This window comes from Candidatus Binatia bacterium (assembly GCA_026415395.1).
Lineage (GTDB): Bacteria > Desulfobacterota > Binatia > HRBIN30 > HRBIN30 > HRBIN30.
On the sequence record JAOAHD010000002.1, the window covers coordinates 135,025 to 157,365 of the forward strand.

General features: G+C 61.9%; 24 protein-coding genes. 11 read left to right on the top strand and 13 right to left on the bottom strand.

Going from position 1 to position 22,341, the window contains the following annotated elements:
- Window positions 1-319 precede the first annotated feature (319 nt).
- A complete protein-coding gene (locus N3C12_01100) occupies window positions 320-1,489 on the top strand; it encodes an LL-diaminopimelate aminotransferase (protein MCX8071035.1) in 1,170 nt (389 codons plus the stop codon).
- A 9-nt stretch (window positions 1,490-1,498) separates the two neighbouring features.
- On the opposite strand, the gene N3C12_01105 is transcribed toward N3C12_01100, so the two are convergent.
- On the bottom strand, window positions 1,499-2,044 hold the full coding sequence (locus tag N3C12_01105; GenBank protein MCX8071036.1) for a hypothetical protein: 546 nt from the start codon (window positions 2,042-2,044) through the stop codon (window positions 1,499-1,501).
- A gap of 313 nt (window positions 2,045-2,357) precedes the next feature.
- Between N3C12_01105 and N3C12_01110 the strand changes: the two genes are divergently transcribed.
- From N3C12_01110 to N3C12_01125, 4 genes are all read left to right on the top strand, one after another.
- Entirely contained in the window at window positions 2,358-3,551 is a 1,194-nt protein-coding gene (locus N3C12_01110) for an alanine--glyoxylate aminotransferase family protein (GenBank protein MCX8071037.1), read from the top strand.
- A gap of 22 nt (window positions 3,552-3,573) precedes the next feature.
- Complete coding sequence (locus N3C12_01115; GenBank protein ID MCX8071038.1) at window positions 3,574-4,761, top strand: MltA domain-containing protein; 1,188 nt, start codon at window positions 3,574-3,576, stop codon at window positions 4,759-4,761.
- 44 nt (window positions 4,762-4,805) lie between these two features.
- Complete coding sequence (locus tag N3C12_01120; GenBank protein MCX8071039.1) at window positions 4,806-5,003, top strand: AbrB/MazE/SpoVT family DNA-binding domain-containing protein; 198 nt, start codon at window positions 4,806-4,808, stop codon at window positions 5,001-5,003.
- A 68-nt stretch (window positions 5,004-5,071) separates the two neighbouring features.
- Window positions 5,072-5,746 (top strand): FAD-dependent oxidoreductase, encoded by a 675-nt coding sequence (locus tag N3C12_01125; GenBank protein MCX8071040.1) that lies wholly within the window; start codon window positions 5,072-5,074, stop codon window positions 5,744-5,746.
- A 14-nt stretch (window positions 5,747-5,760) separates the two neighbouring features.
- Here the strand turns inward: N3C12_01125 and N3C12_01130 are convergent, their stop codons facing one another.
- The 8 genes from N3C12_01130 to N3C12_01165 all read right to left on the bottom strand — a co-directional run bounded on the left by N3C12_01130 (window position 5,761) and on the right by N3C12_01165 (window position 13,955).
- A complete protein-coding gene (locus tag N3C12_01130; protein MCX8071041.1) occupies window positions 5,761-6,552 on the bottom strand; it encodes a dienelactone hydrolase family protein in 792 nt (263 codons plus the stop codon).
- A gap of 10 nt (window positions 6,553-6,562) precedes the next feature.
- A complete protein-coding gene (locus tag N3C12_01135) occupies window positions 6,563-7,432 on the bottom strand; it encodes a hypothetical protein (protein MCX8071042.1) in 870 nt (289 codons plus the stop codon).
- A 196-nt stretch (window positions 7,433-7,628) separates the two neighbouring features.
- Window positions 7,629-7,883 carry a hypothetical protein gene (locus N3C12_01140; GenBank protein MCX8071043.1) on the bottom strand — a complete coding sequence of 85 codons (255 nt, stop codon included), beginning with the start codon at window positions 7,881-7,883 and terminating at the stop codon, window positions 7,629-7,631.
- 211 nt (window positions 7,884-8,094) lie between these two features.
- Window positions 8,095-9,030: a hypothetical protein gene (locus N3C12_01145; protein ID MCX8071044.1), complete on the bottom strand. Its 936-nt coding sequence runs from the start codon at window positions 9,028-9,030 to the stop codon at window positions 8,095-8,097.
- Window positions 9,031-9,322: 292 nt separating this feature from the next.
- Window positions 9,323-10,174 (bottom strand): substrate-binding domain-containing protein, encoded by an 852-nt coding sequence (locus N3C12_01150; GenBank protein ID MCX8071045.1) that lies wholly within the window; start codon window positions 10,172-10,174, stop codon window positions 9,323-9,325.
- Window positions 10,171-11,058, bottom strand: coding sequence for an alpha/beta fold hydrolase (locus N3C12_01155; protein MCX8071046.1), 888 nt, complete (start codon window positions 11,056-11,058; stop codon window positions 10,171-10,173). Before N3C12_01155 ends, N3C12_01150 begins: the two co-directional genes overlap by 4 nt.
- Window positions 11,059-11,112: 54 nt before the next feature.
- Window positions 11,113-13,341, bottom strand: coding sequence for an ATP-binding protein (locus N3C12_01160; protein ID MCX8071047.1), 2,229 nt, complete (start codon window positions 13,339-13,341; stop codon window positions 11,113-11,115).
- Complete coding sequence (locus tag N3C12_01165; GenBank protein MCX8071048.1) at window positions 13,338-13,955, bottom strand: hypothetical protein; 618 nt, start codon at window positions 13,953-13,955, stop codon at window positions 13,338-13,340. Before N3C12_01165 ends, N3C12_01160 begins: the two co-directional genes overlap by 4 nt.
- Window positions 13,956-14,074: 119 nt before the next feature.
- Between N3C12_01165 and N3C12_01170 the strand changes: the two genes are divergently transcribed.
- The 4 genes from N3C12_01170 (at window position 14,075) to N3C12_01185 (ending at window position 17,520) form a co-directional block, all read left to right on the top strand.
- Window positions 14,075-14,362 carry a phosphopantetheine-binding protein gene (locus N3C12_01170; protein ID MCX8071049.1) on the top strand — a complete coding sequence of 96 codons (288 nt, stop codon included), beginning with the start codon at window positions 14,075-14,077 and terminating at the stop codon, window positions 14,360-14,362.
- Window positions 14,362-15,498, top strand: a complete 1,137-nt coding sequence (locus N3C12_01175) for an acyl-CoA dehydrogenase family protein (GenBank protein ID MCX8071050.1) — start codon at window positions 14,362-14,364, stop codon at window positions 15,496-15,498. The genes N3C12_01170 and N3C12_01175 overlap by 1 nt, the downstream gene beginning before the upstream one ends.
- 16 nt (window positions 15,499-15,514) lie before the next feature.
- Window positions 15,515-16,756 carry a beta-ketoacyl-[acyl-carrier-protein] synthase family protein gene (locus N3C12_01180; GenBank protein ID MCX8071051.1) on the top strand — a complete coding sequence of 414 codons (1,242 nt, stop codon included), beginning with the start codon at window positions 15,515-15,517 and terminating at the stop codon, window positions 16,754-16,756.
- A 455-nt stretch (window positions 16,757-17,211) separates the two neighbouring features.
- Window positions 17,212-17,520: a cupin domain-containing protein gene (locus N3C12_01185; protein MCX8071052.1), complete on the top strand. Its 309-nt coding sequence runs from the start codon at window positions 17,212-17,214 to the stop codon at window positions 17,518-17,520.
- A 27-nt stretch (window positions 17,521-17,547) separates the two neighbouring features.
- Here the strand turns inward: N3C12_01185 and N3C12_01190 are convergent, their stop codons facing one another.
- From N3C12_01190 to N3C12_01200, 3 genes are read right to left on the bottom strand one after another with little or no spacing between them, the layout of a single operon-like run.
- The gene (locus N3C12_01190) at window positions 17,548-17,772 is read right to left on the bottom strand and encodes a vegetative protein (protein MCX8071053.1); all 225 of its coding nucleotides are present in this window, start codon (window positions 17,770-17,772) and stop codon (window positions 17,548-17,550) included.
- Between the two features lie 13 nt (window positions 17,773-17,785).
- Complete coding sequence (locus tag N3C12_01195) at window positions 17,786-18,790, bottom strand: NAD(P)-dependent glycerol-3-phosphate dehydrogenase (GenBank protein MCX8071054.1); 1,005 nt, start codon at window positions 18,788-18,790, stop codon at window positions 17,786-17,788.
- A gap of 58 nt (window positions 18,791-18,848) precedes the next feature.
- Complete coding sequence (locus tag N3C12_01200; protein MCX8071055.1) at window positions 18,849-19,421, bottom strand: hypothetical protein; 573 nt, start codon at window positions 19,419-19,421, stop codon at window positions 18,849-18,851.
- A 22-nt stretch (window positions 19,422-19,443) separates the two neighbouring features.
- On the opposite strand from N3C12_01200, the gene N3C12_01205 reads away from it, so the two are divergent.
- On the top strand, window positions 19,444-19,569 hold the full coding sequence (locus N3C12_01205; GenBank protein MCX8071056.1) for a hypothetical protein: 126 nt from the start codon (window positions 19,444-19,446) through the stop codon (window positions 19,567-19,569).
- Window positions 19,570-20,820: a hypothetical protein gene (locus N3C12_01210; GenBank protein MCX8071057.1), complete on the top strand. Its 1,251-nt coding sequence runs from the start codon at window positions 19,570-19,572 to the stop codon at window positions 20,818-20,820.
- Here the strand turns inward: N3C12_01210 and N3C12_01215 are convergent.
- Window positions 20,792-22,222, bottom strand: a complete 1,431-nt coding sequence (locus N3C12_01215) for a hypothetical protein (protein MCX8071058.1) — start codon at window positions 22,220-22,222, stop codon at window positions 20,792-20,794. The two genes, N3C12_01210 and N3C12_01215, sit on opposite strands and share 29 nt — an antisense overlap.
- Between the last annotated feature and the right edge of the window lie 119 nt (window positions 22,223-22,341).

Consider the following 22,341-nt stretch of genomic DNA (forward strand, 5'->3'; position numbering starts at 1 on the left):
GTGCCCGCCAACCGGCGCCACCTGCTTGTGGACCCAACACACGTGGCCTTCAATATCGCGGTTTGCCGTGCTTGACAACGTTCGCTCTTTTTTCGCCTGCCCGCGGTGCTGAGCACGCACTACTTTGGTTCCAGCGTGCATCAGTGGTCCTCCACCTTCGCATGGCCGAGCGTTGGCAACGGGGGCGCACCAGGTTCGTTTGGACCTTGTCCATCGACAGGAGTCGGGCCGCGGACAGGCTCCTTCGTTTCGGCGTCTCCGTTGTCGGGCGCTAGCCGTGGTGCTACGCGGCTTCGGCTTTTCCACGAGGAGGAGAGGTATGCGGACAGCGGAACGGCTCAAGAAGATTCCGCCCTATTTGTTTATGGAGCTTCGCCAGAAGATTGCCCGCGCCCGTGCCGAAGGGGCCGATGTCATCAGTCTTGCCATCGGGGATCCGGTGGAACCGACTCCAGAGCCGGTTGTCGAGGAGCTCGCGCGCGCTGCACGAGACCCATTAAACCACCGCTATCCTACCGACGAAGAGAAGGGCATGCTGGCTTTCCGAGAGGCGGTGGCGCGCTGGTATGCGCGGCGATACGGTGTGGAGGTCGATCCCGCAACGGAAGTCATTGCCCTAATTGGATCGAAAGAAGGTTGCCACCACTTCGTATTGGCGCGGGTAAATCCTGGCGAAACTGTGCTGATGACCGATCCCGGTTACCCAGCCTACCGGGCCAGCATTTTGATCGGTGGCGGCGAGCCTTACAGTGTGCCGATTCGTGCGGAGGACGGTTACTTACCACAGTTCGCCGACATTCCAACCGATGTTGCAAAGCGTGCCACGGCGATGTTCCTCAACTACCCCAACAATCCAACCGGCGCCACGGCGACGCGACGTTTCTTGGCAGAATTGGTGGACTTTGCCCGCTCCTACGACATAGCGGTGTGTTACGACAACCCGTACAGCGAGATTGTCTTCGATGGCGAGCGGCCGCTGAGTTTCCTGGCGATTCCAGGCGCCAAGGATGTGGGGATCGAACTCAACTCGCTGTCAAAGCCATTCAACATGACCGGTTGGCGTTTGGGCATGGCGCTCGGCAACCGCGACCTGATTGCCGCAATCTCGAAAGTAAAGGAAAACACCGATTCGGGGGTGTTCAACGCCATTCAGTATGCCGGGATCGTCGCCCTCGACCAGTGTAACGACAACATCCGGCACATGCTCGAAATCTACCAACGGCGGCGCAAACTCGTGCTGGAGACACTGACCGACTTGGGCATTCGCTTCACGCCAGGAAGAGGCACGTTTTACCTGTGGGTGCCGGTTCCTGAAGGGATGACGAGCATCGAGTTCGCTACCTTCCTGTTCGAGAAAGCCCATGTGGTCGTCGCTGCCGGGGCTGCGTACGGTCAGTACGGCGAGGGTTACGTGCGCTTTTCCCTATCAGTGAGTGACGACCGTTTAGCGGAGGCCATGCAGCGGATCCGCCGCGCCTTGAAGTCGTAGCCGGTGCCCTCAGCGAACCCGCCGGACGATCTCGGCAGTCCACGGGCAATAGCGGGCTACGGTGTGCAGCCAGTAGTCCAATTCTTCTTCGACGAACGACGGGCAGGCGTCGCAAAGCTCGATCGCGATATCTGCAAATCCCACGGTGGCAGGGTCCAAGTGCCAGCTCCACGGGCCGTTGAAGTTGCCGTGCCCGCAACGAAGCTCGCCAGTGACGATCTTCGGCTGCTCTTTGCCTGCGAGGATGCGCTCCGCGAGCTCGAGCGTTTCTGAGTCCTGGATGTGAACGCGGAACCGCTCGTCACCGCACACTTGCACCTCGTATATCCCCCCGGCTTCGAGCGGGCAGCCTTGTAGGGCTGAACCTGCCCCAACAACCAGCTCGTCGATTGTTACCTCGCCGTTGCCGTCGCGATCCATGGGCGCACAGCGCGACAGAGACGAGCTGCCCAGGGCAATGAGCACACCCGCGATCAATTCCTCGATGGTGACTTCCGCGTCCGTGTTACAATCCCCAGCGCAAACTGGGATCGGGGCAGGGCAATCTTGCGCCATGGCGGCTCCGCTTCTCGGAGCCGGATTGTGGGCTCCCGCTGGGACCTGAACGAACGGTGAGGCCGGCCATGGTGAGAGGAGCAGCGCCGCTGCAGAAATGAGGACGCGAAGTGCTCGAGTTCGTCGGTCACGCGCCATTGTTCCAGCCATCTGCTGTACCTCGGCCACGAATGCGCCCCCGTCTAGCAGCTCGATCCGCTCACTTCCAAATGGAGCCTCCCTTCGCAGCAAGCAAACGGTGCGAAGGCTTGCCGTTGAATTTCCTTGCATCGCCTCGCTCGTTCGTTATGCGTGCCGCATTCGAGGGACTGCCATGGGTAAGGACGACGTGTTTCCACCACCGACGCGTTTGTTGTTGGGGCCAGGCCCGAGCATGGTGCACCCCCGTGTGTTGCAAGCGATGAGTACGCATTTGGTCGGGCATCTGGATCCAGCTTTTCTCGCTATCATGGAGGAGAACAAGCGGTTGCTGCGCTGGCTCTTCGGTACCGCGAATGAGCTAACGATTCCGATCTCCGGAACGGGGAGCGCCGGAATGGAAGCGTGTTTCGTCAATTTGCTGGAACCGGATGACGAAGCCGTGGTCTGTGCAAACGGCCTCTTTGGCCAGCGCATGGCGGAGGTGGCGCGCCGTTGTGGCGCATCTGTCCATGAGGTGCAGGCACCCTGGGGGCGCATTGTCGATGCGGGGGACGTACGCAGCGCCCTGCGCTCGTGCCGCAAGCCCAAAGTGCTGGCCGTTGTCCATGCGGAAACCTCTACCGGTGTGCTGCAACCGCTCGAGGATTTGGCGGCGCTCGCACAGGAATATGGAGCTTTGTTCCTGGTCGACACCGTAACCTCGCTCGCCGGCCATCCCGTCCGAGTCGATGAGCTGCACATCGATGCGTGTTACAGCGGCAGCCAGAAATGTCTCAGTGCCCCGCCGGGGCTCGCGCCGATCACTTTCTCGGACAGCGCACGTTCGGCCATCAGGCGGCGCCAGCGGCCGGTACAAAGTTGGTACCTGGACGTGTCCTTGCTGTCTCAATACTGGGGTTCGGAGCGGGTGTACCACCACACGGCGCCAATTACGATGAACTATGCCCTGTTGGAGGCGCTGCGGCTGATCGAAAGCGAGGGGTTGGAGGCACGCTGGCGACGGCATCGCCGCAATCACGAAGCTTTGGTGGCGGGCTTGCATGCGCTTGGGATCGAGTTCGCGTCGCAGGAGGGGCATCGGCTGTGGACCCTCAATTGCGTGCGCATTCCGGAAGGAGTGGACGATGTTGGCGTACGCCGCGCGTTGCTCGACGACTTTGGTATCGAAATTGGCGGAGGCTTAGGCCCATTCAAAGGCCGTACTTGGCGTATTGGACTCATGGGTGAGTCGAGCACCGCAGCAAACGTCTTAGCTGTGCTGTCGGCCTTGGAACGAGTGCTCCCTCGTTTCGGGTTCGCTGTGAAAGCCGGGGAGTCGGTGGCCGCCGCCGAGCGTGTGTTGGCAGCCGAGAGCAACTCAGCCTGACGGAGAGGTGTGTGGAGGAGCGATGCGGAAGCTGTTTTTGTTGGTGTTCGTTGCGTGCTGGTGTGGTGCAAGTGGATGTGTCAGGCCGGCGAAAAACCCGGTGCCGGTGCTATCTGAAGGGCTTTCTTCCGGGTCTGGCGAGCTGGTCAGTTTGGTGGCGCTCGATGATGCAACGTGCCGCCAACGGTTACGGGATGATGCCACTCCGGACTCCCTGCAACAGGCAGCCGAACGGAATGCCGATTATTTGATGCGTTTCCCGCCGGAGCGCCGCTTGGCAGTTGCCGGGCGCGAGGTAACGATCGGAGCGCTGCTCGCCGTAACTCGCACCGTGTTGCAGCTTGGGGCCACAGCGCCGGATCGGCTGTGTGAGCAACTTCGGCTTTACCAGGTTCGATTGCCCGAGCCGCTCGTGGTGATGGGGTACTACCAACCCGAACTGCGTGCGAGCCGGCGGCGCACGGAACGGTTCCGCTATCCCGTGTACCGCATCCCGGATGACTTGGTGGATGTCGACCTGCGAGCGGTCTGTTCCGAGTGCCCCGCCCGTGTCGTGCAAGGTCGGGTGAAGGATGGCCAGCTCGTTCCCTACTACACCCGCGCCGAAATCGAGCTCGGCGCGCTGAGCGGACGCGGCTACGAGCTTGCCTGGTTGGACGACCCGGTGGAAGCCTACTTCTTGCACGTGCAGGGTTCCGCGTTGCTCGAACTAGAAGATGGAGTGCGTTTGCAAATCAGCTACGCCGGCTCCAACGGTCACCCTTATCGCAGCCTCGCCAAGATATTGCGCGACCGGGGACAGCTTGGTTCGAGCGCCCTCACCCTACGTGGGCTTAAGGACTACCTCCGGGCTCATCCTCAGGAACAATCTGAATTATTTGCCCACAATCCGCGGTGGGTTTTTTTCCGCGCGGTTGCAGCGGGTCCGATGGGGAGTTGCAGTATTCCTCTCACCCCCGGCCGCTCTGCTGCAGTGGATCCGGCTGCCTACCCGCATGGAGCACTGGCTTGGCTCGAAGTCGAACCACGCCCGGGCGCAGCGCCCGGCAGCCGCGGGTTTCGCCGTTTGGTGTTCTTTCAAGACACGGGAACCACGATTACGGGCACTCAACGCGTGGATATCTTCTGGGGCAACGGGACAGTTGCTGAAGCGATAGCCACTGAACTGGAAAACCCGGGCCAGTTGTATCTGTTACTGCCTAAGGAGTAGGTTCGGAGCACTGCCGACCAAGGCCGAAAGAGGTTGATTCCTGAATGGCAGAGACGGTGACTCTGGGCCACAAAGGCGAAGTTGTCTTACCGCGCAAGGTGCGAGGTGAATTGGGTCTCAAGCCAGGCGATGAACTCGAGTTGCGGCTTGAAGGGGACACGATTGTATTGCGCAAAAAGGCGGGCCACTTTGCGGCGTACTTGGAACGCTTAGGCCGGCGCAAGCAAGAACCGGAGAGATAGCGGTTTTCGATGTACGGGCTTGTTTCCTAGACTCGAACCTTGTACGCACGGCCACCAGCGAGCCGGTGATGGAACGGCTTTACGAATGTGCGGTTGTGGGGATCGAGGAGGCGGCGCCGGGTGTGCGACGGATGGCTGTGGAGCGTCCGCCGGGTCTCAAATGGCTGCCCGGGCAGGATCTTGCTGTTGAGCTTCCCGGATCGACCGGACGCACGGCTTGGTACGCGATTGCGATTGCTCCAGAGGTGGCCGGCCCACTGGAGATTTTTGTGGATGTTACGCGCCGCGGAGTCGGCCCTTCGTACATGGGACAGCTTGCGGTGGGGCAGACCCTGCGGTTTCGTGCCCCAGTGGGCGATTTTTTCCTCGACCGGGCGCCTGGGGCACCGCTGGTGCTCGCGGGTGTGGGGCTGGGCATTGTTGCGCTTCGCCCCATGGTGCAACGGCTGCTCCGCCACCGTTTGGCATTTCCGCTGCGCGTGCACCACTTCATCCAGGATCTCACCCAGCAGCTATTCCGGCCCGAATTGGTGCGCGAAGTGTTCCGGCACGAGCAGTTCGAATATGAACTCCTCTTCGACCTGCCGGTGGTCGATTACTTGTATGGCCGCTACGTCGGTGGCACGGTGGAGCGCAATTGGATTTTTTACTTGTGTGGCCCTGGGCCCGATGTGCGCAACGCTGGCGAACTGCTGATCGATGCCGGGTATCCTCAGGGCGCGATTCACCTGCAACAGTGGTGAGCTCGCTTGGGGTTTTACGCTTGGGTGCCAGTGTGTAAGCGGGCCCGGAAGAAGGCGAGCACCCGTTCGAGCGCCTGTTTGGTTGGGTGGCCCTCCTGGTCGACAAAGTCGACCGTGAGCACCGAGTGCGCGCGCGGAGAGATCCCGTGCGGGTTTCCAGGGGAGGAATCGATCTCGATTGCCTCGAAGCCATTCCCCAATTCCTCGCGCAGCCGCTGAAAGCGCTCCGGCGGACAAGCGAAGTCGTGCGTGAACCTGAGCCCCAAGACCGGACAGCCGCTGCGCACGCGCTCCCTGACGATTTGCAGTTGCCGCGAGGCAAGATGCAGCGCTTGTCGGTGAGAAGGGCTGATGGGCAGCGGTAACGAAGGCTGGCTCAACACCGGCGCCTGCACCGCCGGATCGATCATCATGGCAAGGGCGAAATTGCCTGTAAGGCACATCCCCAACGCCCCCACGCCGGACCCGCCGCACTCGCGAAAAGCTTCGCGAGCCAGTGCGCGCAGCCAGTTCGTCACGGGGCTCGCCTCGTTGCGTGCCAGTACCTTGAATTCTCGGCTGATGCAGGCACGGAAGAACGAACTTGCGATGTAGCCAGAAGACACAGGCTTGCCGGGAACGCCGAACAAGTGAGGTAAGTACACCCGGAAACCGGCTTGGCGGACATAGCCCGCGAAGCGCAGCACCTCAGGAGTGATACCAGGAATCTCGTGCACAACGATGACTGCCGGCCCTTCTCCGGCGCGGTACACGTCGTGCTCAATGTTGTCGAAACGGAAACGGAAGCACTCGTAATCCGCCAACATCAGCGCTGTGTTACGGCCAATCCGGTGGCAAACCGATCGTGGCTTCGCGCGAGCCTTCGAGGTAGGGCTCGTTGCTCGAAGTGGAGGGAACGCCGGACCCGGGTACCGTGAAGCGGTCGATCACGAAACCAATCACCGGAACCTCCACGCCGCGCACAATCAGATGTGCCGTATTCGTTCCGATGCTGCTGAAGCGTAGTGCAGGAATGGTGCTGAAACTCCGTCGCTCCATGCAGCGGAACGAACTGGCTCCGGAAAAGGTTTGTTCCAATTCGTTGATCACCGCATATTGCAGGGTGACTGAGGAGAATACCTGGGTTTCCAGGTTTTGCGTGCATGGGACGAGGATGAGCTCGCTGTTTGAGGTGGCAGTTTGCGCCAGCACATTGAAATGGAGCCGGTCGGGGCAAGCCTCGTAATTCACGCCGTCGAGCGCCACGAAGCTGGTGGGCGCATCGTCGCGCAGCTTGCGGAAGGCAATGGCGGAGTAGGCGATGCGCTGCCCTGTGTCGTCGGCAATGAGGGCACGACCGGTTAACGAATTTGTCGGCGCAAAGCATTTGAGCTCGCCGTCTCCCCGGAACGGTGGGGCAATCCGCCGGCCGTTGCCGTCGAGCCCAGTGCTCACCATCCACGAAAGCGGCCGTGCTGCTGCCCCGCCGCCACCAGAAGGGGCGATGGCCTGGAAGCCGATTTCCACGCAGTTGGTTGCGGTAATGTAAAAACAGCGCGCGGCAGGTCCCGCCGACGTGGAAGACGAGGCAATTTCAATCCGCGTATCTGTGTTCGCGGAAGCACGCACGAGCGGGAAGATCAGCACCGCTGCAGCAAGTTTTTGTGCCGGCGGGTCGCCTTGCGCCACTACCCCGAGCGGATCCACCTCGCCACGGACCCGTGTGGGACGCGGCGTCGGTGACGAAGTCGGCGTTAAGCTCGGGCGCGGGGTCCAGGTTGGTACACGCGTAAACGTCGCCGTGGGTGTACGGGTCGGCGGCGGTGTACGCGTGAGGGTCGGCGTGCTCGTCGGTGGGAACGTGGGCGTTTGCGTACGCGTCGCGCTCGGTGTTCGAGAGGCGCTAGGACTCCAAGTTGCCGAGCGCGTTGCCGTGGCCGATGGCGTTGCCGTGAACGAGCGGGTCGCAGTTGCCGACCGAGTAGCCGTATGGGTCCAAGTGCTCGTCGGGGTGCGCGTGGTTGTGGCGCTCGGTCGCGGCGTGGCCGTCGAGCTTGGCGCTGGCGAAGGCGAGAACGTTCTTGTCGGCAGTTCGGTTCGTGTATGCGTGGCTGTCGCTGGTGGACGCGGGGACCAGGTGGGTGTGTACGTGGGCCAAGGAGTATTCGTTGGTGTCCCCGTTGCTCCGACCGGAGTAGGCGAAGGAGGTAGGTCCGTGGGCGACGGACTACGGTTGGAGGTCAGCGTTGCCACAGGGGTCGCCGTTGCCGTTGGGCGCGGTGTGGCGGGAGACACCCCGTACTGCGCGAGCAATTGGTACCAAGCGAAGAGAAAGGCGGCGAGTCCGCTAAGAAGTTCGTTCATGGCAGCTATCGCGACCGGGGCACGGAAATGGTGGCGGTCCGGCCCCCCAGGAACATGGGTTCGTTGCCCGCCAAGCCGAACGTGGAGGCATACGGGATGCCGTCAATCACTAACCCGATGAGTGGCCCGCCCACGCCCCGAACGGAGATTTGCACGACGTCCGACCCGCCGATGCTTCGCTGCAACACGTCGGCAATCGTGCTCAAGGTGCGGCGGAAGTAACAGCGGACTTGAAACGACGTCGACACGGTTTGCCCGAGTTCGGTGGTGAGCAGGAGTTGAGCGGTAACCGCCGTGGGCGACTGGAGCACCAAATCTTGGGAACAGGGAAGCAGGATCAACTCGCTATTGCCTGCAGGAGTGTCGGCCAGCACGGTAAACAGCAAACGATCAGGGCACTGCGCGTATTCGTTGCCATCGAGCCGCAGTACACCGGTGTACTCGCCGCCGACGAATCGTTGGAACCCGTACGCAGTGTAAGAAACGGTGGAGCCATCGAGGCCGAACACCGTGGCTCGGCCCTGCACGGTGTTGTAAAGCTCCAGCGCGGGCTCCGGTGGCACGACGGCGCACTTGAGTTCGCCGAAGCCCCAAAACGGTGGTGCTGCCGTCCCATTGACGACGTTGCTCATTCCTTCGCTGGCGAGCCAAGCGAAGGGCTGATAAGGCGTGAGCGCCAGCACGAAGCCGACTTCGTTGCACGACGGGTCGTCGCCATTGACGAAGAAGCACTCGAGTTCGATCGGCACACCACTAAGATTGACAAGTTCGATCCGCGTGTCCCGCCCCGCTCCGGCTTCTACGTACGGGAACATCAACAGGGCCGCTGGCACTCGCTGGGCAGGCGGCCCCGGAGCTGCTCCGCCGACGGCAGGAAGGTAGGTGCTGGCAGCCGTTGCCACCACCACTGCTGCCAAAAACCGACCCAACCGTGCCGTCATAGTCCTCCCGCGTGATCCGCTATGCTACGCCGTGTCTCCGAGCAATTCAATCGCAAAAGCAGGCTCTCCGTTCATCCATGGCTGTTGCGTTTGCCGACGTTATCGCAAGCGCCAAGGGCTTGTGGGCTGCGCACAGTGGGAGCAAGACCAGCTTTTGTGCATTTGCCCCGAGGGACGGGCCAAACTCGCGCCGAACTCGATGTTGCAGTTGTGGCGGTAAGGCCACGCTGCGATCGAAGGCTCAATCGCCGTTACCGCGGCCCGTTAGCCAGAGCTCTGTGGACTTCACAGGTTACTTAGCAGGAGGCGAAGGTGCGGTCTGGGCGGTGGGCCAGAAGACTTGCTCTCCGTCGATGCGAAACGAAGCAATGGCATGTTGGCCGGCGGGCGAAGTGAGCCAGAGAATCAGTTGGCGCGCTGCCTCCTGTCGGGCTGAGGGAGCATCCCCCCGTTTGGATAGGAAGATGCGGTACACGTTCCGCAGGGGTGGCTTGTTGCGTACTAAGACGCGCAAGCGTTCTCGGTTTCGGTATGCGAGGAAGGTGGCCCAGTCCGTGAGTGTGTAAGCGCGGCGTTCAGCGCTCATCATCAGTGCGGCGCCCATTCCCTGCCCGGCCTCTAAGTACCAGGGTCCGCTCGGCCGCACCTCGGCTCGCGCCCACAGGTTCAGTTCCGCGGTGTGTGTACCCGAACGATCGCCACGCGACACGAAGGGCTGTCCTTCCGCCGCGATCGTTGCCATGGCTTTGGCGATGTCGTCCAGGCCGGTGATATGGGCAGGGTCGTTGGGCGGTCCGACGAGCACAAACTCATTTTCCATCACCACTCGTGGCTCCGCCACCACCCCTCGCGCCAGAGCTTCTTCCTCGAGCGACGGGGCATGAGTGAGCACGACGTCGGCATCGCCCCGCCCGGCCAGTTCCAGTGCCTGGCCGCTCCCGACGGGAAGTACGCGCACACGCACCCCGCTGGTGCGTTCAAACTGCGGCAAGAGGAAGGCGAGTAGGCCCGAATTTTCCACGCTGCTCGTGGTGGCGAGAAACACTTCGCGCGGTGCTGGGTGGCTTTGTCCTTGGCTGCCTGGCGTAGCCCCGAGGGCGAGAATCAGTGCGAATGGAGCAGCAGCGCGCAAGCGAAAGCTCAACGTTGGCTGGCTTGTTGTGCGACCCGGTGGATTGCTGCCACCATCTCGGGCCACAAGGGGCGCGGCATGTCGTGCCCCATATCCTCGAAGGCGAGAAGCTCGGCTCGTGGCAAGGCGCGAGCCGTCGCCTCGCCGGCAGCGAAGGGCACAAGTGGATCGATGCGGCCGTGGATCACCAGAGCCGGCTTATCGACTTTGCGTAGCGCCTCGGTACGGTTGCCCGACGCCAGGATGGCCGCCAACTGCCGCATGACACCGGCGGGATTGATGCCGCGATCAAATGCCCGCGCCGCCAGCTCGCGGATTTCCGCCTCGTCGAAATATTTCGGACTGCCAATGGTGCGAAAGATAAACACGCCACGCTCAATGGCTTCGTCGCGCGATGAGGGCTGCGGCGCGAGCAGCACGCTCAACGCTTCCGGCCGTGGCGGGGGCAAGGTGGGATCCCCCGTAGTAGACATGATGGAGGTGAGGCTGAGGGTCCGCTCCGGATACTCGATGGCGAAGGTTTGCGCGATCATGCCGCCCATGGAGGCGCCGACGATGTGGGCCCGCGGAATTCCCAACGCATCGAGCAAACCCGCAGTGTCGGCAGCCATATCGGAGAGTATGTAGGGAGCGTCGACCGGTTGACCTGCTGCCGCAGCAGCCATCAGGCCCATTACGTTGGGCAAGCCCAGGTGGTCGAGCCAAGTCGAGCGACCCACGTCGCGGTTGTCGAAGCGAATGACCCGGTAGCCGCGCTCGACCAGCATCTGGCAGAAGTCGTCGCGCCACAGGATCATTTGCGCGCCCAGGCCCATGATGAGCACCATTGGTTCGCCTTGTTCGGGGCCTAGGATTTCGTACTCGAGCTCGATGCCGTTCGTGCGTACCCGTGCCATGATCTCTTCTCGAAAGCGCATTGCGCGTGAAGCGTCAACTCGGGGTCTGTGCCTTTAAGACTTGCGTCGCGTTTGTCGAGCTAACCGTAAAACCTCGGGGGGCAACTTGATATTGCCCACAAGAGCCCGCACATGGGCTTCCTCTTCTGGGGTCAGTTTTGGCTCCGGAGGTTCGCCAGCCTCGATCAAGCGGGCGTGGATTTCCGCAATGAACTCAGGGAAGCCGGCGGCGAAGATTACGCCCCGCCCCTCAGGCTCGCGGATCTCGAGATAGCCTCCGTGGTCTTCGGCAATTTGCAGGCAAAGGGCAAGGCCGAGTCCGGTGCCGTCCGGTTTGGTGGTGAAAAATGGCTGAAACACTTTTTCGCGTAGTTCCTTGGGTAGGCCGGGTCCCGTATCCCGCACCCGGACCTCCCCGTAGCTACGCCCGTTTTTTGTCTCTCGTGCAACAATAAACGCCACTGTGGATCCACTGGGCGAAGCCTCGATCGCGTTGAGCCCCAAGTTGAACAACACTTGCCGAACGCGGTCGGCATCGGCAAACACGGTCACGGGTTCCGGCGGGGCATCAGCTTGGAGAAGCACGCGCACCTGCTTGGCGGCAGGTTTGAGCAAGTCAGCCACGTCGGTAACACACTTGTGTAAATCTACCGCGCCAAATCGGGGCGGCGTGGCCCGGGTGGCGTGCAGCAGCTCGTCGAGCAAGCGTTGCACCCGCTCAAGTTCGCTGATGATCACCGGTGCGCTGTTTTCGATCATCTCCGGCGAGCTCTTATGTTCGCGAGCCAACTGCATGAATGTGCTGAAGGCAACAAGTGGGTTGCGCACCTCGTGGACGATGCCGGCAACCATCGTGCCGATGGCACTGAGGCGTTCGACCCGTTCGAGCGCTTGCCGCGCAAACGCGGCCTGCTCGTGCAACTGGATATTGTCCAGCGCCAGGGCAAGTTCATCGCTCAGTCGTTCCAGAGCCTCGAGTTCCGTCAACATGTACCAGTCTCGGCCCTCTTTGAGGCCGAGGGCAAGAAATCCCAGCAACTGGCGATTCGCTTTGATCGGAACACACGCGGTCCAATGCAGCCGTTGCATGAGCTCGCCCACTTCGCGCGCGCGCGGGCGCTTGGACTCCGCCAACTCGCTTTGCAGCAAGGAAAGGGAGGCCTCTTCGAGTTCGGCTACTAGAGCACTGCTGAAAGGGAAGGTTGTCTCTGCTGGTTCCTGGCCGACATGATGGGCCAAACGCAAAACCCCAGCTTCCGGATGGCGTGTGAAGATGGCCACTGCGGGTGGTCTAAATACCGCCCAGAGGCCCCGCGCAACTATGTCGAGCAGGCGTTCACGATTTTGTTCCTGCAGCACCGCCTTGCGCAGCATTTCCAAGGAGGCGTGCTGTTCAACCTTGTAAGGGAAGGCGCGCTTTGCGAACTCCTGTTCGAGCCGCCGCTGAAGGGCGGGGAACACTAGGGCGACGAACACCAACGACAAGAAGATCCCCGACGACACGTCGATTTGCGCGTGCCCGAGGGTGTAAATTTGCAACACCACGAGCAAGATGTAGGCGGGCACGATGGTGACGAGCCCGGCAACAAAGGCGGTGCCGAGGCGCGAGATCCAAATTTCCACGTCGAGCAGCCGATGCCGGACGATCGCGTAGGCGATGATCCCCGCCCACACGGCACTACCCAGGTTGCCAAGAGGATAGATGGGGATCTCGTAAGCGGGGAATAAGTTCGTGATCCCGAGCGGCAGCGCCACCGCCCCACTGATGAGCCAGAACCTAGCAACGAGGCGCTCTCGGGCATTTGTGGCACCTCTTAAATCAGCCGCGCACAAGACTAGAGCTGAAGCAAAGCACAGTGCGACGTTGGCGGTGTACACATGGTAGAGCGGCCCTGTCAAAGAATAGCAGCCCAAGTGATGATACTTCAACCCGCGAACGACCAAGCCGAAGGGATTGGCCGCAACCAGCACTACACAGCCCAGCACGTTGAGAGAGACCAGCGACTTCCAGAAGAGCGGTCTGCTGCGGAGGTCGTTCACGAAGGATAGGATGGCCGTTGGTAAAATGAGCCCTCCAACCCGGGAGATGTTCAAAAGCTCTGTAGAGGAGGACTCGCATGGCAACGTGGAAAGGAGAAAGAAATGCAGATTCCACGCGCCGACCAGTAGGGCCATGAACGCAAATCCCTTAGCGGTCTTGTCCCGGCGCTGACTTACTACCAGCACCGCGAGGCAAAGTGAGCTGCCGGCAGCCAGAAGGGTAACTACCGCCAGGAAAGTCATTTCCGCGCCCTCGCATCGATCACTGGGGTTGCTGCCTTCCGTGGTGCACCCCCACTGAGCGCTGCGGTAGGCTCATTGCACACTCGATCGTGCAGCGGGAGCCACATTGTGTAGACTGGCCCCCACTCTGGATCGAGGAAGTCTAGCGACTGGAGTCGTAGAAAACCGACCGCTCGATAGAGTTCTGCCACGGGTCGGCTAGGTGTGCGTAAATAGATAGCCGCGGCCGAGTGCCTCGTTGCGACCTCGAGTAATTTCGCGTAAAGCAGCCGGAAGAGTTCGCCAGAGCGCGCTCTTAATCTCCGAAAGTCCCTTCGCACCCAAAACCCGCCGGCCTGCAAGGCACGGTTTTCCAACGGTGGCGATCCCACAAAGCGAAACATTTCAAGCGGCAACGGTGATGGGCCGATGAGCCGAATCGCCGCCACCAGCTCGGTACCGGCAAATCCGGCAATGTGCAACGCCGTACGGTCGGCAAAGTCGATTCCCACTCGGCCAAGGTCCTGCAGGTAAATCTCTCGCCTGCTCGCCACGGTAAGCAAACGCTCCCTGGCATCGGCCACCTTGACGTAGACTCTGTCATCTACTTTGACATTGCCAAGGGTATAGGTCACCTGGGCTGGTGCTCCAATGTAGGTGGGTCTCCAATGACCTTCGTAATGTGACTGGATTGGGGGTACCAGTCAAGCGTGACGAAACAAGGTCTATGCCGGTTGAGGCAATGGGAGGAAAGATGACTTCGCGAACCGAGATCGGGACGGATTTGACGCCTGCTGCCGTAGCCGAGCGAGTCCGACAACTGGTCCACGAAATCACCGGTATTCCCCTCGAGCAAATTACCGAGGATGCCAGCTTCGACACCACGCTGGTGATGGAATCCGTGCAGTTAGTGGAGTTGCAGGTGGCGCTCGAGGAGGAATTTCAGACCGAGCTCGATCCGTTGTACATGATCGAGCTCAACCGGTTTGGCGACATCGTGGATTACATTTATCGCCGGGCGCGCGGCGAGGAGGTGCCGTAATGGCCCTGTTTACTGAGGACCACGAGCAGTTCCGCAAGCAAACGCGGGCGCTCATCGAGACCGAGCTCGCACCAAGGGCGGCAGAGTTCGACGATCCCGAGACCGTCCGCTCGTGGTTTCCGCAGTTCGGTCGATGGGGCTGGCTCGGGCTTTCCGTCGCTAAGGAGTATGGCGGACGCGGCGGCGACTTTGGCCACGATGTGGTGCTCGCCGAGGAAATTCCGCGCGCCCGCACGATGGGCTTGGCTTTGAGCATGGCCGCGCAGTCTCAATTTGTGATTCCATACCTCATTACCCATGGCACGGAACAACAGCGCAGAGAGATTGTTGGTCCGTTGGTTCGCGGGGAAAAGGTTGCTGCTCTGGCGGCCACCGAGCCCACTGGCGGTACCGACCTCGTGCGTGCGGTTCGCTGTACCGCACGCGACGATGGTGATTTCTGGGTGATTAACGGCGAGAAAAAATTCACCACTAACGGCCCGATTGCCGACTACGTCCTGGCGCTGATCCGCACGGCTTCGGCCTCGAGCACCAGCAGCTTTTCGCTGATTTTGATCCCGACGGATACCCCCGGATTTGAAGCAACGCGACTGCAAACGATGGGGATGAAGTCGTCGCCCACCGGCTGGCTCAAGTTTCGAGACTGTCGCGTGCCGAAATCCTTGACCATCGGCAAGCCCAATCTCGGGTTTTTGTATTTGATGAACGGGTTGCAGCGCGAACGGCTCATTGCGGCGGTGAGTGCCGTGGCCCTGGCGGATTTGGTGCTGCAGGAGACCATCGCCCGCGTCCGTGCACGGATGATTTATGAGCGGCCGCTGGCAGAACTACAAAGCGTGCGTCATCGGATTGCAGAGATGGCGGCAGAAATTGAAGCGAACCGACGTTTTGTCCGCTCGGTGGCCGAGTCGTACCGCGATGGCCGCGTGGAAGGCAAAGAGATTTGCATGATCAAGTACCACGTGATGGAGAGCGTGCAGCGCATTCTTGGGCAGTGTTTGCAGTTGCATGGCGGAGAGGGGTATCTCGAGGAAAATTGGATTTCGCGCGCTTTTCGCGATGCCAGAGTGTTTACGATTGGTGGCGGTGTGTCGGAAGCAATGAAAGATCTGGTTGCAGGTTACCTCCGACTGTGATGGGGCAAGGAGAGCTTTGAATCGTCGCGTCGTCATCACCGGCATCGGCTTTGTGAGCCCGGTTGGCTCGCAGTTGGAGTCCTTTTGGTCGGCTTTGATCGAAGGTCGCTCTGGCCTGCGCGTGATCGATCGCTTCGATCCATCGCCGTTTAACTGCCAACTGGGTGGGCAGGTGGACGATGCTGAACTGCAAGCGCTCGATCCGCGTTACCTCCGCACCGTGACGCACGCGAGTCAGCTCGGGCTGTTGGCCGTAGAGCGAGCGTTGCAAGACGCCCAGTTACCGCCCGCCTCGTGGGAGAATCCCGGGGCTGTGGCGCTGCTCGTCGGTTGCGCGCTCGGTGGGCTTCGCAGTGGCGAGCAGCAATATGCGGTGATCATGGAACGCGGCGTGCGGCGCGTGAACCCATTTCTGGCCAACGGCTCCCTCCCATTTGCCACTGCCGCCGAGCTGGCGGCAGTGGCGCGGGCGCAAGGGCCGCAACTGACCATTACCACCGGGTGCACGGCAAGCACCCAGGCTATCGCGCTCGGGCAACAGTTGATTGCGGCAGGCGAGGCGGAGGTGGTGATTGCCGGCGGCACGGAAAGCCCACTGACCGTATTCGTACTTGCTTCCATGGGCCGCACGATGGAGTTGGCGCGCGACAGCAGCGATCCACAACGAGCATCGCGCCCCTTCGATCGCCGCCACAATGGGATGGTGCTCAGCGAAGGCGCTTGCATGTTGGTGCTCGAGCCGCGCGAGCGTGCTTTGGCTCGCGGTGCTCACGTGTATGCCGAGGTGCTCGGCGGTACGAGCTCGTGCGATGCTCGAGGCTTGTTTCCGACGGACCCTAGCGGCGAAGTGGGCGCTGCGGCGATTTGCGCTTTGCTGCGTCGATGCCGGCTCGGCCCCGGCAATGTGCAGTGGCTTTGCGCACATGCAAACGCGTCTCCAACGTTCGACAGCAAGGAAACCCGCGTGGCTAAGGCGGCCTTTGGCGAGTGGGCGGCAAAGTTGCCGGTGAGCTCGATCAAGGCAGTGCTCGGTCATCCGTTCGGCGCCTCAGGAGCATTTCAAACAGTGGCCGCCTGCTTAGCGCTGCGGCATCAGTTAATTCCTCCAACCCACTTCTTGGAGCAGCCAGCAGACGACTGCGACCTCGACTACGTGCCCAACGTCGCACGACCGGCACAACTCGAGCACGTGTTGGTGAGTAGCTACGGTTACGGCGGCGCCAATGCTTATTTGCTCGTACGCCACCCTGAAGCTTGAGAGCTGAAAGCGCCGGCGACAGCCGGCACAACCAGGAATGGGGCGTAGGCGAGGTGCCGCAGTCCCCAAAGGGTACCGCGACCGCCGCGCTCGGCCAGAACGTGTCGCGAGACCAGCGTAGGGGCGAGCGGCCCGTCGCGCCTCGCGACGCGCCAATCCCGCCGGCCGCCTTGGATGTCCTCACCATTCATGTCTCGTGACTCTCCTTTCCATTTCCCACTTGCCGTTCGCGATTCACTTTTGGCAGCTCCCTACCACTCGCCACTCCCGACTCGCCAATCAGCTCTTCACCCGCGGCGAGAAGCGCAGCCTCGCACTCGGCGGCGGTGCGGGTAAGCTCGGATCGGAGAGCGAGCTCGCTTTAGTCCCCATACCTTCCTTGTCCGGAGATCTACCCCTGCTGCCCTGGCTTTGCGTTTGCACCCGCGCTGGCTTTACTGCAAGCTGAGGTAGCCATGGCCGCGCAGCATAAGGCACCACAACGGCGACGGCTCCGCCCGAATTGTCATGCGGTGTACGAGCTCACTGCCGAGCTGTTGCTGGTGTTTAAGCCTCAGGGGCACAGGGAGGGGGAGCACATGCACGAGTACACGCAAACGCTGCGTGTACTCGCGGGGGCGCTCGAGGTGGTCGTGAAGGGAAAACCAAAGCGGCTCACCGCGCAAGCGGCACCGTTGGTGATCGAGGCCGGAGCTGTGCACTCTACGCGCGCTTTGGCCGACACGTGGGTTGCGGTGCAGCGAGCGCAAGCCCGGCTTGCTTAGTGCGTGCCCGAAAGGAGATTTCCCTGCTCAGGCGCTCGCTTCGCGGGCTTCTTGTTTTCCGTACTCCTTGGCGAAGTGTTCTGCGCACAGGCCGCGCCGCTCTTGGCGCTTGCGGCAGCCTTCAGCGTTGCAAGTTTTGTAGCGGGGCTTGGGCATGCGGCCTTTTCGCCACAAGCGGTAGTGCTTGGCGCAGTAGCGCTTCCCTTGTACCTCGCCATTACATCCTTCTACGCGGCAGATTCCTTTTCCCATCGTGACACTACTCTCAACTCCAGAACTCGGGTTTTGCCTCGCGGCGCAGTAGGTCGTTCAAGACTTGCAGGGCAGACTTCCCCTCGTGCAGCAGCAGCCGCACTTGCTCGGTGATAGGCATTTCCACGCCGGCTTTGCGTGCGAGTTCTGAAATGCTGATGCTATTTCGGACGCCTTCCGCCACTTCGTGCATGCTGCTCAGGATCGCTTCCAAGGGCTCGCCGCGGCCGAGGCGCAAGCCGAGAGAGCGGTTACGGCTTAAGTCGCCAGTGCAGGTCAGCACGAGATCGCCGACTCCAGAGAGTCCAGAAACGGTTTGCGCGCTTCCGCCCAAACGCACCACGAGCCGGGCAATTTCCGCCACCCCACGGGTGATCAACGCCGCTCGGCTACTGTGTCCGAGACCCAGGCCGTCGCTCACTCCGGCGGCGATGGCAATCACATTCTTGGTTGCGCCACCGAGTTCCACGCCGATGACATCGTCGTGGGTGTACACCCGAAAGGTGCTGCCCTGAAAGGCCGCCTGTGTTGCTTTGGCGGCCGCCAGGTTGCGGCTGGCGGTGGTGACTGCCGTCGGTTTGCCGGCGGCAACTTCCTTGGCGAAGCTCGGCCCGGAGAGCACGGCAATGCGGTGCGCGTAGCTCGTCCCCAGCACTTCTTCAAGCACTTGCGACATTCGCAGCAGGCTTTCTTCTTCCACGCCTTTCACGGCGCTCACCACCCACGCACCTTCAGCGAGGTGCGCCCGGGTGCTCTCCATCACCTTCCGCACTACATGGGAGGGCACTGCGACCACGACCATTTCGGCACCGCGCACCGCTTCGTTGCAGTCAGCTGTCGCCTGGAGGGTTACAGGCAAAGGAATTCCGGGGAGGTAAAGGGTGTTTTCGTGCCGCGCACAAATCTCGCTGGCATGCTCCGTACGGCGGCACCATAGCCGCACCTCGTGCCCGTTTTCGCACAGTAGCTTCGCTAGCGCCGTGCCGAAGCTCCCCGCACCGAGCACACTCACCCGCATGGCCGTGGTCCGTTTGCTTTACACAAAGGCAACGGTGGCACAAGCGATGGGAGGCACGTCAGGGAACGCGGATGATGATCTTCGCTGGTCGTCCATAATTCCCATTGCGGTCGCGCCAGCGCACGATCAGGGTGGTGCTTCCCGATGGGAACCGCATCTCGGTGCCGATCACCCCGTCGGTGCACACTTGAGTAGTGGTATCGGCAGACACGTATGCGGGGCGCTCGCGCTCGTCGAGCGTGCACGGATCGATGGTGTTGTTGGCCAGTCGGCAGGCAAAATCGTTCATCGCGTCGGTCACCGCTTGCGAGGGGTCGTCGAGGTTTAATGCCGGGAATCCCGGAACTCCGCCCAGCGGAAACGGGGGCGGTCCTTTATCGCACACCTCGGTGCTCCCATTGCCCAGCGGTCGGGAAGAAAGAATCTGCACGTCCGGTCGGGAGTTCGGGTCCGACGGGTTGTACAAGTTGCGGGTGTCGGGGGCACTGTTGCTCGTGCCCGGTTTTGCCTCGATCACGAGGAAAAACCCGGCCCCGAACGGGCGCTCGAAGATCGGCACTCCCTGATCATCCGTGCCCGCTGGGGCGATCAGGTGGTTATCGGCGGTGGTGATACCGAAGTAAGTGATCACGGGCCCTGCCAGCGGTGGCAGCGTGGCTGTGGGAGTGCGGGTAACCGTGGGGGTACGGGTGGCGGTACCAGTTTGCGTGACGGTGGGCGTGTTCGTTTGGGTGCGCGTTTGCGTGGGGGTGCGCGTAATGGTTGGTGTAGCCGTTTGAGTGGGTGTCCAGGTCGGGCTCCCGGTGGCCGTCGCCGTGCGGGTGTTGGTTTGCGTACGCGTCGCGGTGGTTGTCGGAGTCGGTGATGGGGTCCAAGTGAACGTTGCGGTTGCTGAGGGTGTGCGCGTGAGCGACGGCGTGCGTGTCCCCATATCCGTGCGCGTTGGCGTGCTGGAAGGGGTTGGCGAGAATGTTGCCGTGGTTGTGCGGGTGCGCGTGGCCGATGGCGTGCGCGTGGGTGTTGGCGACGGGGTTTCAGTTGCCGTGGCTGTGGCCGAGCGCGTAGAGCTCGGCGTTCGCGACGGCGAAGGCGGGCGGGTAAAGGTGGCCGTTGCGCTCGGAAGGGGCGTGAACGTCGGGCTCGGCGGTGAAGGGAGAGGCGAGACGCTGGTCACCGTGGGGCTGGGCGTGGGAGAAGGGCTCGCGCCTTCCGTGGTGGTGGAAGTGGGGGACCGTGTAGGGAGAACAGGTGTGGTCGTGGGGCTTGCCGTCAGTGACGGGCTGCTGGGCGTTGTTGCGGTCGGAGTGGATGACGGTGAGGGGAAGATCGGAGGTGTTTCAGTCGGTGTTCGGGAAGGCGACAAGCTGGGTACTGTGGGCGTCACGGTTTGTGTAGCTGTGGACGGGGTTGCGCTCGGTGACGGAGTGGGCACGGGGCTACTCGTCGGCGTGGCGCTGGGTTCTGGGGAGGCAAGGGCTGAGGCCGTAGGTGTGGCCGACGGAGTCGAAGTGTTCGGCACTCGATCGCTCGGCGTCGGGCTCGGGCTTGCCGATTCCGTAGGCGTGGGCGTCATTGTGGGGGTTGAAGTCAAGGCCGCGGCGAGAACGCTCACCAGGCTCACCAAGTCGGCTGCGCTTGCGCTGCCGTCGTTGTTGGCGTCCACCTCAATGCAGGAAAACGTCGGGGCAAAGATGGCCGCACTCAGCGCTTGGAGGTCTTCTTCATCCACCAGGCCATCACAGTTGGCGTCGCCAAACAGGCTGGTTTCGAGGTCTAGAGCAGCCTGCCCTATCCAGAGGGAAACGCTGGTTGCTGCCGGATCGCGAAAAAAGGAACCCCGCTGGTGTGCCTCGCTCCCTAAGGTGGGCATGGGCAGTGTGAGCAGACACAGGCCCACTACCCACAGGAACTTTGCCGCAAACCCCGAAGCCGCCGCCATGCGTCGGCAGCATGCATACAACGATTTCTCAGGGAGCGCTACTCACGAATTGGTTTGCCACTTCAGTTGCCACAGAAACGGAATTCGGTGACCAGGTCTGCGCCTTGTAGTGCGTGGAGGACGGGAGCCGCGAGCACAAAGCAGCCAGCGCCGTTCGGGTTCGTCCAGTCTTGACAAGAGAAGTTTTCGCCCTTGGTGGTGAAAACGAGCTGGTGCCCGCACACACCCTTGCCCGGGCCATCGGCATGGTCGCAGTCGCTGTCCTGCGTACATGCCGAGTTGTCGCTGCAAAGGCCGAACTCATTGCTGACATTTTTCACCGTCGCCCGCGCCGTGCCCGTGGTGAACGCGAACGACTGGCTAAACCCGGCGGACACTGGCTCGTCCCCACAGGGGAGCGCTTGCTCGAAGGATAACTCCACAGGCACGCCGTTCAGGCCGAAGACGGGGGCGAGCACAGCGGCTCCGGCCCCGCTGTCTTCTCCCACGGAGCCTGCAGTGAGGGGGCCGTTGCACACTCCGGGGTGGACCGCGCGACCGCCGCACTGCCCGTCTTCGGCGTTGGGTGCCGTGTCGCAGTCACCGTCGTTGCGGCACGGGGCACCCGACTGCCCGACGGTGCAGGTGGCCTGCTCTGTACAACGGCCCGAAGCTTCGGCGGTACGGCAATCATCGTCGCTCGTGCAGGTCTCGCCGTGCTTTGCCCCGACGCAGTAGCGGCCGAGGCCGCAGCGACCATCGCCGGCACCCGTCAGCGTATCGCAATCGGAATCCCTACGGCAGGTTTCGCCCACCGCGCCAGCAGCACAAATCTGCGTGGGGCCTTCCACTTGCCCGCACACCGTGCCGTTACAAACCGATAAACAGTCGGCGAGCGTAAACCCGTCTTGGCCCAACTGGCCGACGTGGTGGTCCGTTTCCAGGGCGATGCTGTAGTCGAGTCCCCCGTTGCACTGCACGACGCCCGCGCGCGCAACCGGTAGAAGCGGCCGGACGCAAACGAGCAGGTTCGCGACTTGGGCTTGGACGAAGAAGTAATCCGACCCGTCGACAATGTCGATGGTTGCGACCCCTGACTCGTCCGGCTCGCCCGCGCGCAGCACGAAGTACGCATCGCCCGTCTCGCCGTTTTTCTGCCCGCGGAAGTTACCCAAGGCGAGGCGGAAGCCACTGCTGAGAATTGCGCTAAACTGGCTTCGCTGGCTGAAAGTGAAGCGACGATCTCCCAGCGCTCCACCCGTAGTTGGGCAAGAAGCCAAGAGGTTGTTCACGGCGGCGACGATTTCATCGACGGTAATGGTGCCGTCACCGTCGCGATCCCCGGCTGGGCACGTGCTTGCGCTGGCGTTACCCAAAGCCACGTTGACCATCGAAATGATTTCATCGACGGTCACTCCCCCATCGCTATTACAGTCGCCCGTGCATTGGGCAACAACGCTCGACGAGCTACCCAGAAGCCAAGCCAAAACTGTCACCGAAAGCCAACGCCGCATGGAGGCACCCCTTGGAAGGAAAAGAATGTCGGTCAGGTACCTGGTTGTGCAGCGTAACGCAACCACCGGACCGCAAGCGGCCAAAGGAGGCGGCGCAACCGTCAAAAAAGAGCCCTGTG

Excerpts from the sequence above, each read along its gene's own strand:
- N3C12_01100 (MCX8071035.1), top strand. The coding sequence starts at position 320 with ATGCGGACAGCGGAACGGCTCAAGAAGATTCCGCCCTATTTGTTTATG.
- N3C12_01105 (MCX8071036.1), bottom strand. The coding sequence starts at position 2,044 with ATGGCGCAAGATTGCCCTGCCCCGATCCCAGTTTGCGCTGGGGATTGT.
- N3C12_01110 (MCX8071037.1), top strand. The coding sequence starts at position 2,358 with ATGGGTAAGGACGACGTGTTTCCACCACCGACGCGTTTGTTGTTGGGG.
- N3C12_01115 (MCX8071038.1), top strand. The coding sequence starts at position 3,574 with ATGCGGAAGCTGTTTTTGTTGGTGTTCGTTGCGTGCTGGTGTGGTGCA.
- N3C12_01120 (MCX8071039.1), top strand. The coding sequence starts at position 4,806 with ATGGCAGAGACGGTGACTCTGGGCCACAAAGGCGAAGTTGTCTTACCG.
- N3C12_01125 (MCX8071040.1), top strand. The coding sequence starts at position 5,072 with ATGGAACGGCTTTACGAATGTGCGGTTGTGGGGATCGAGGAGGCGGCG.
- N3C12_01130 (MCX8071041.1), bottom strand. The coding sequence starts at position 6,552 with ATGTTGGCGGATTACGAGTGCTTCCGTTTCCGTTTCGACAACATTGAG.
- N3C12_01145 (MCX8071044.1), bottom strand. The coding sequence starts at position 9,030 with ATGACGGCACGGTTGGGTCGGTTTTTGGCAGCAGTGGTGGTGGCAACG.
- N3C12_01155 (MCX8071046.1), bottom strand. The coding sequence starts at position 11,058 with ATGGCACGGGTACGCACGAACGGCATCGAGCTCGAGTACGAAATCCTA.
- N3C12_01160 (MCX8071047.1), bottom strand. The coding sequence starts at position 13,341 with ATGACTTTCCTGGCGGTAGTTACCCTTCTGGCTGCCGGCAGCTCACTT.
- N3C12_01170 (MCX8071049.1), top strand. The coding sequence starts at position 14,075 with ATGACTTCGCGAACCGAGATCGGGACGGATTTGACGCCTGCTGCCGTA.
- N3C12_01175 (MCX8071050.1), top strand. The coding sequence starts at position 14,362 with ATGGCCCTGTTTACTGAGGACCACGAGCAGTTCCGCAAGCAAACGCGG.
- N3C12_01185 (MCX8071052.1), top strand. The coding sequence starts at position 17,212 with ATGGCCGCGCAGCATAAGGCACCACAACGGCGACGGCTCCGCCCGAAT.
- N3C12_01190 (MCX8071053.1), bottom strand. The coding sequence starts at position 17,772 with ATGGGAAAAGGAATCTGCCGCGTAGAAGGATGTAATGGCGAGGTACAA.
- N3C12_01195 (MCX8071054.1), bottom strand. The coding sequence starts at position 18,790 with ATGCGGGTGAGTGTGCTCGGTGCGGGGAGCTTCGGCACGGCGCTAGCG.
- N3C12_01215 (MCX8071058.1), bottom strand. The coding sequence starts at position 22,222 with ATGCGGCGTTGGCTTTCGGTGACAGTTTTGGCTTGGCTTCTGGGTAGC.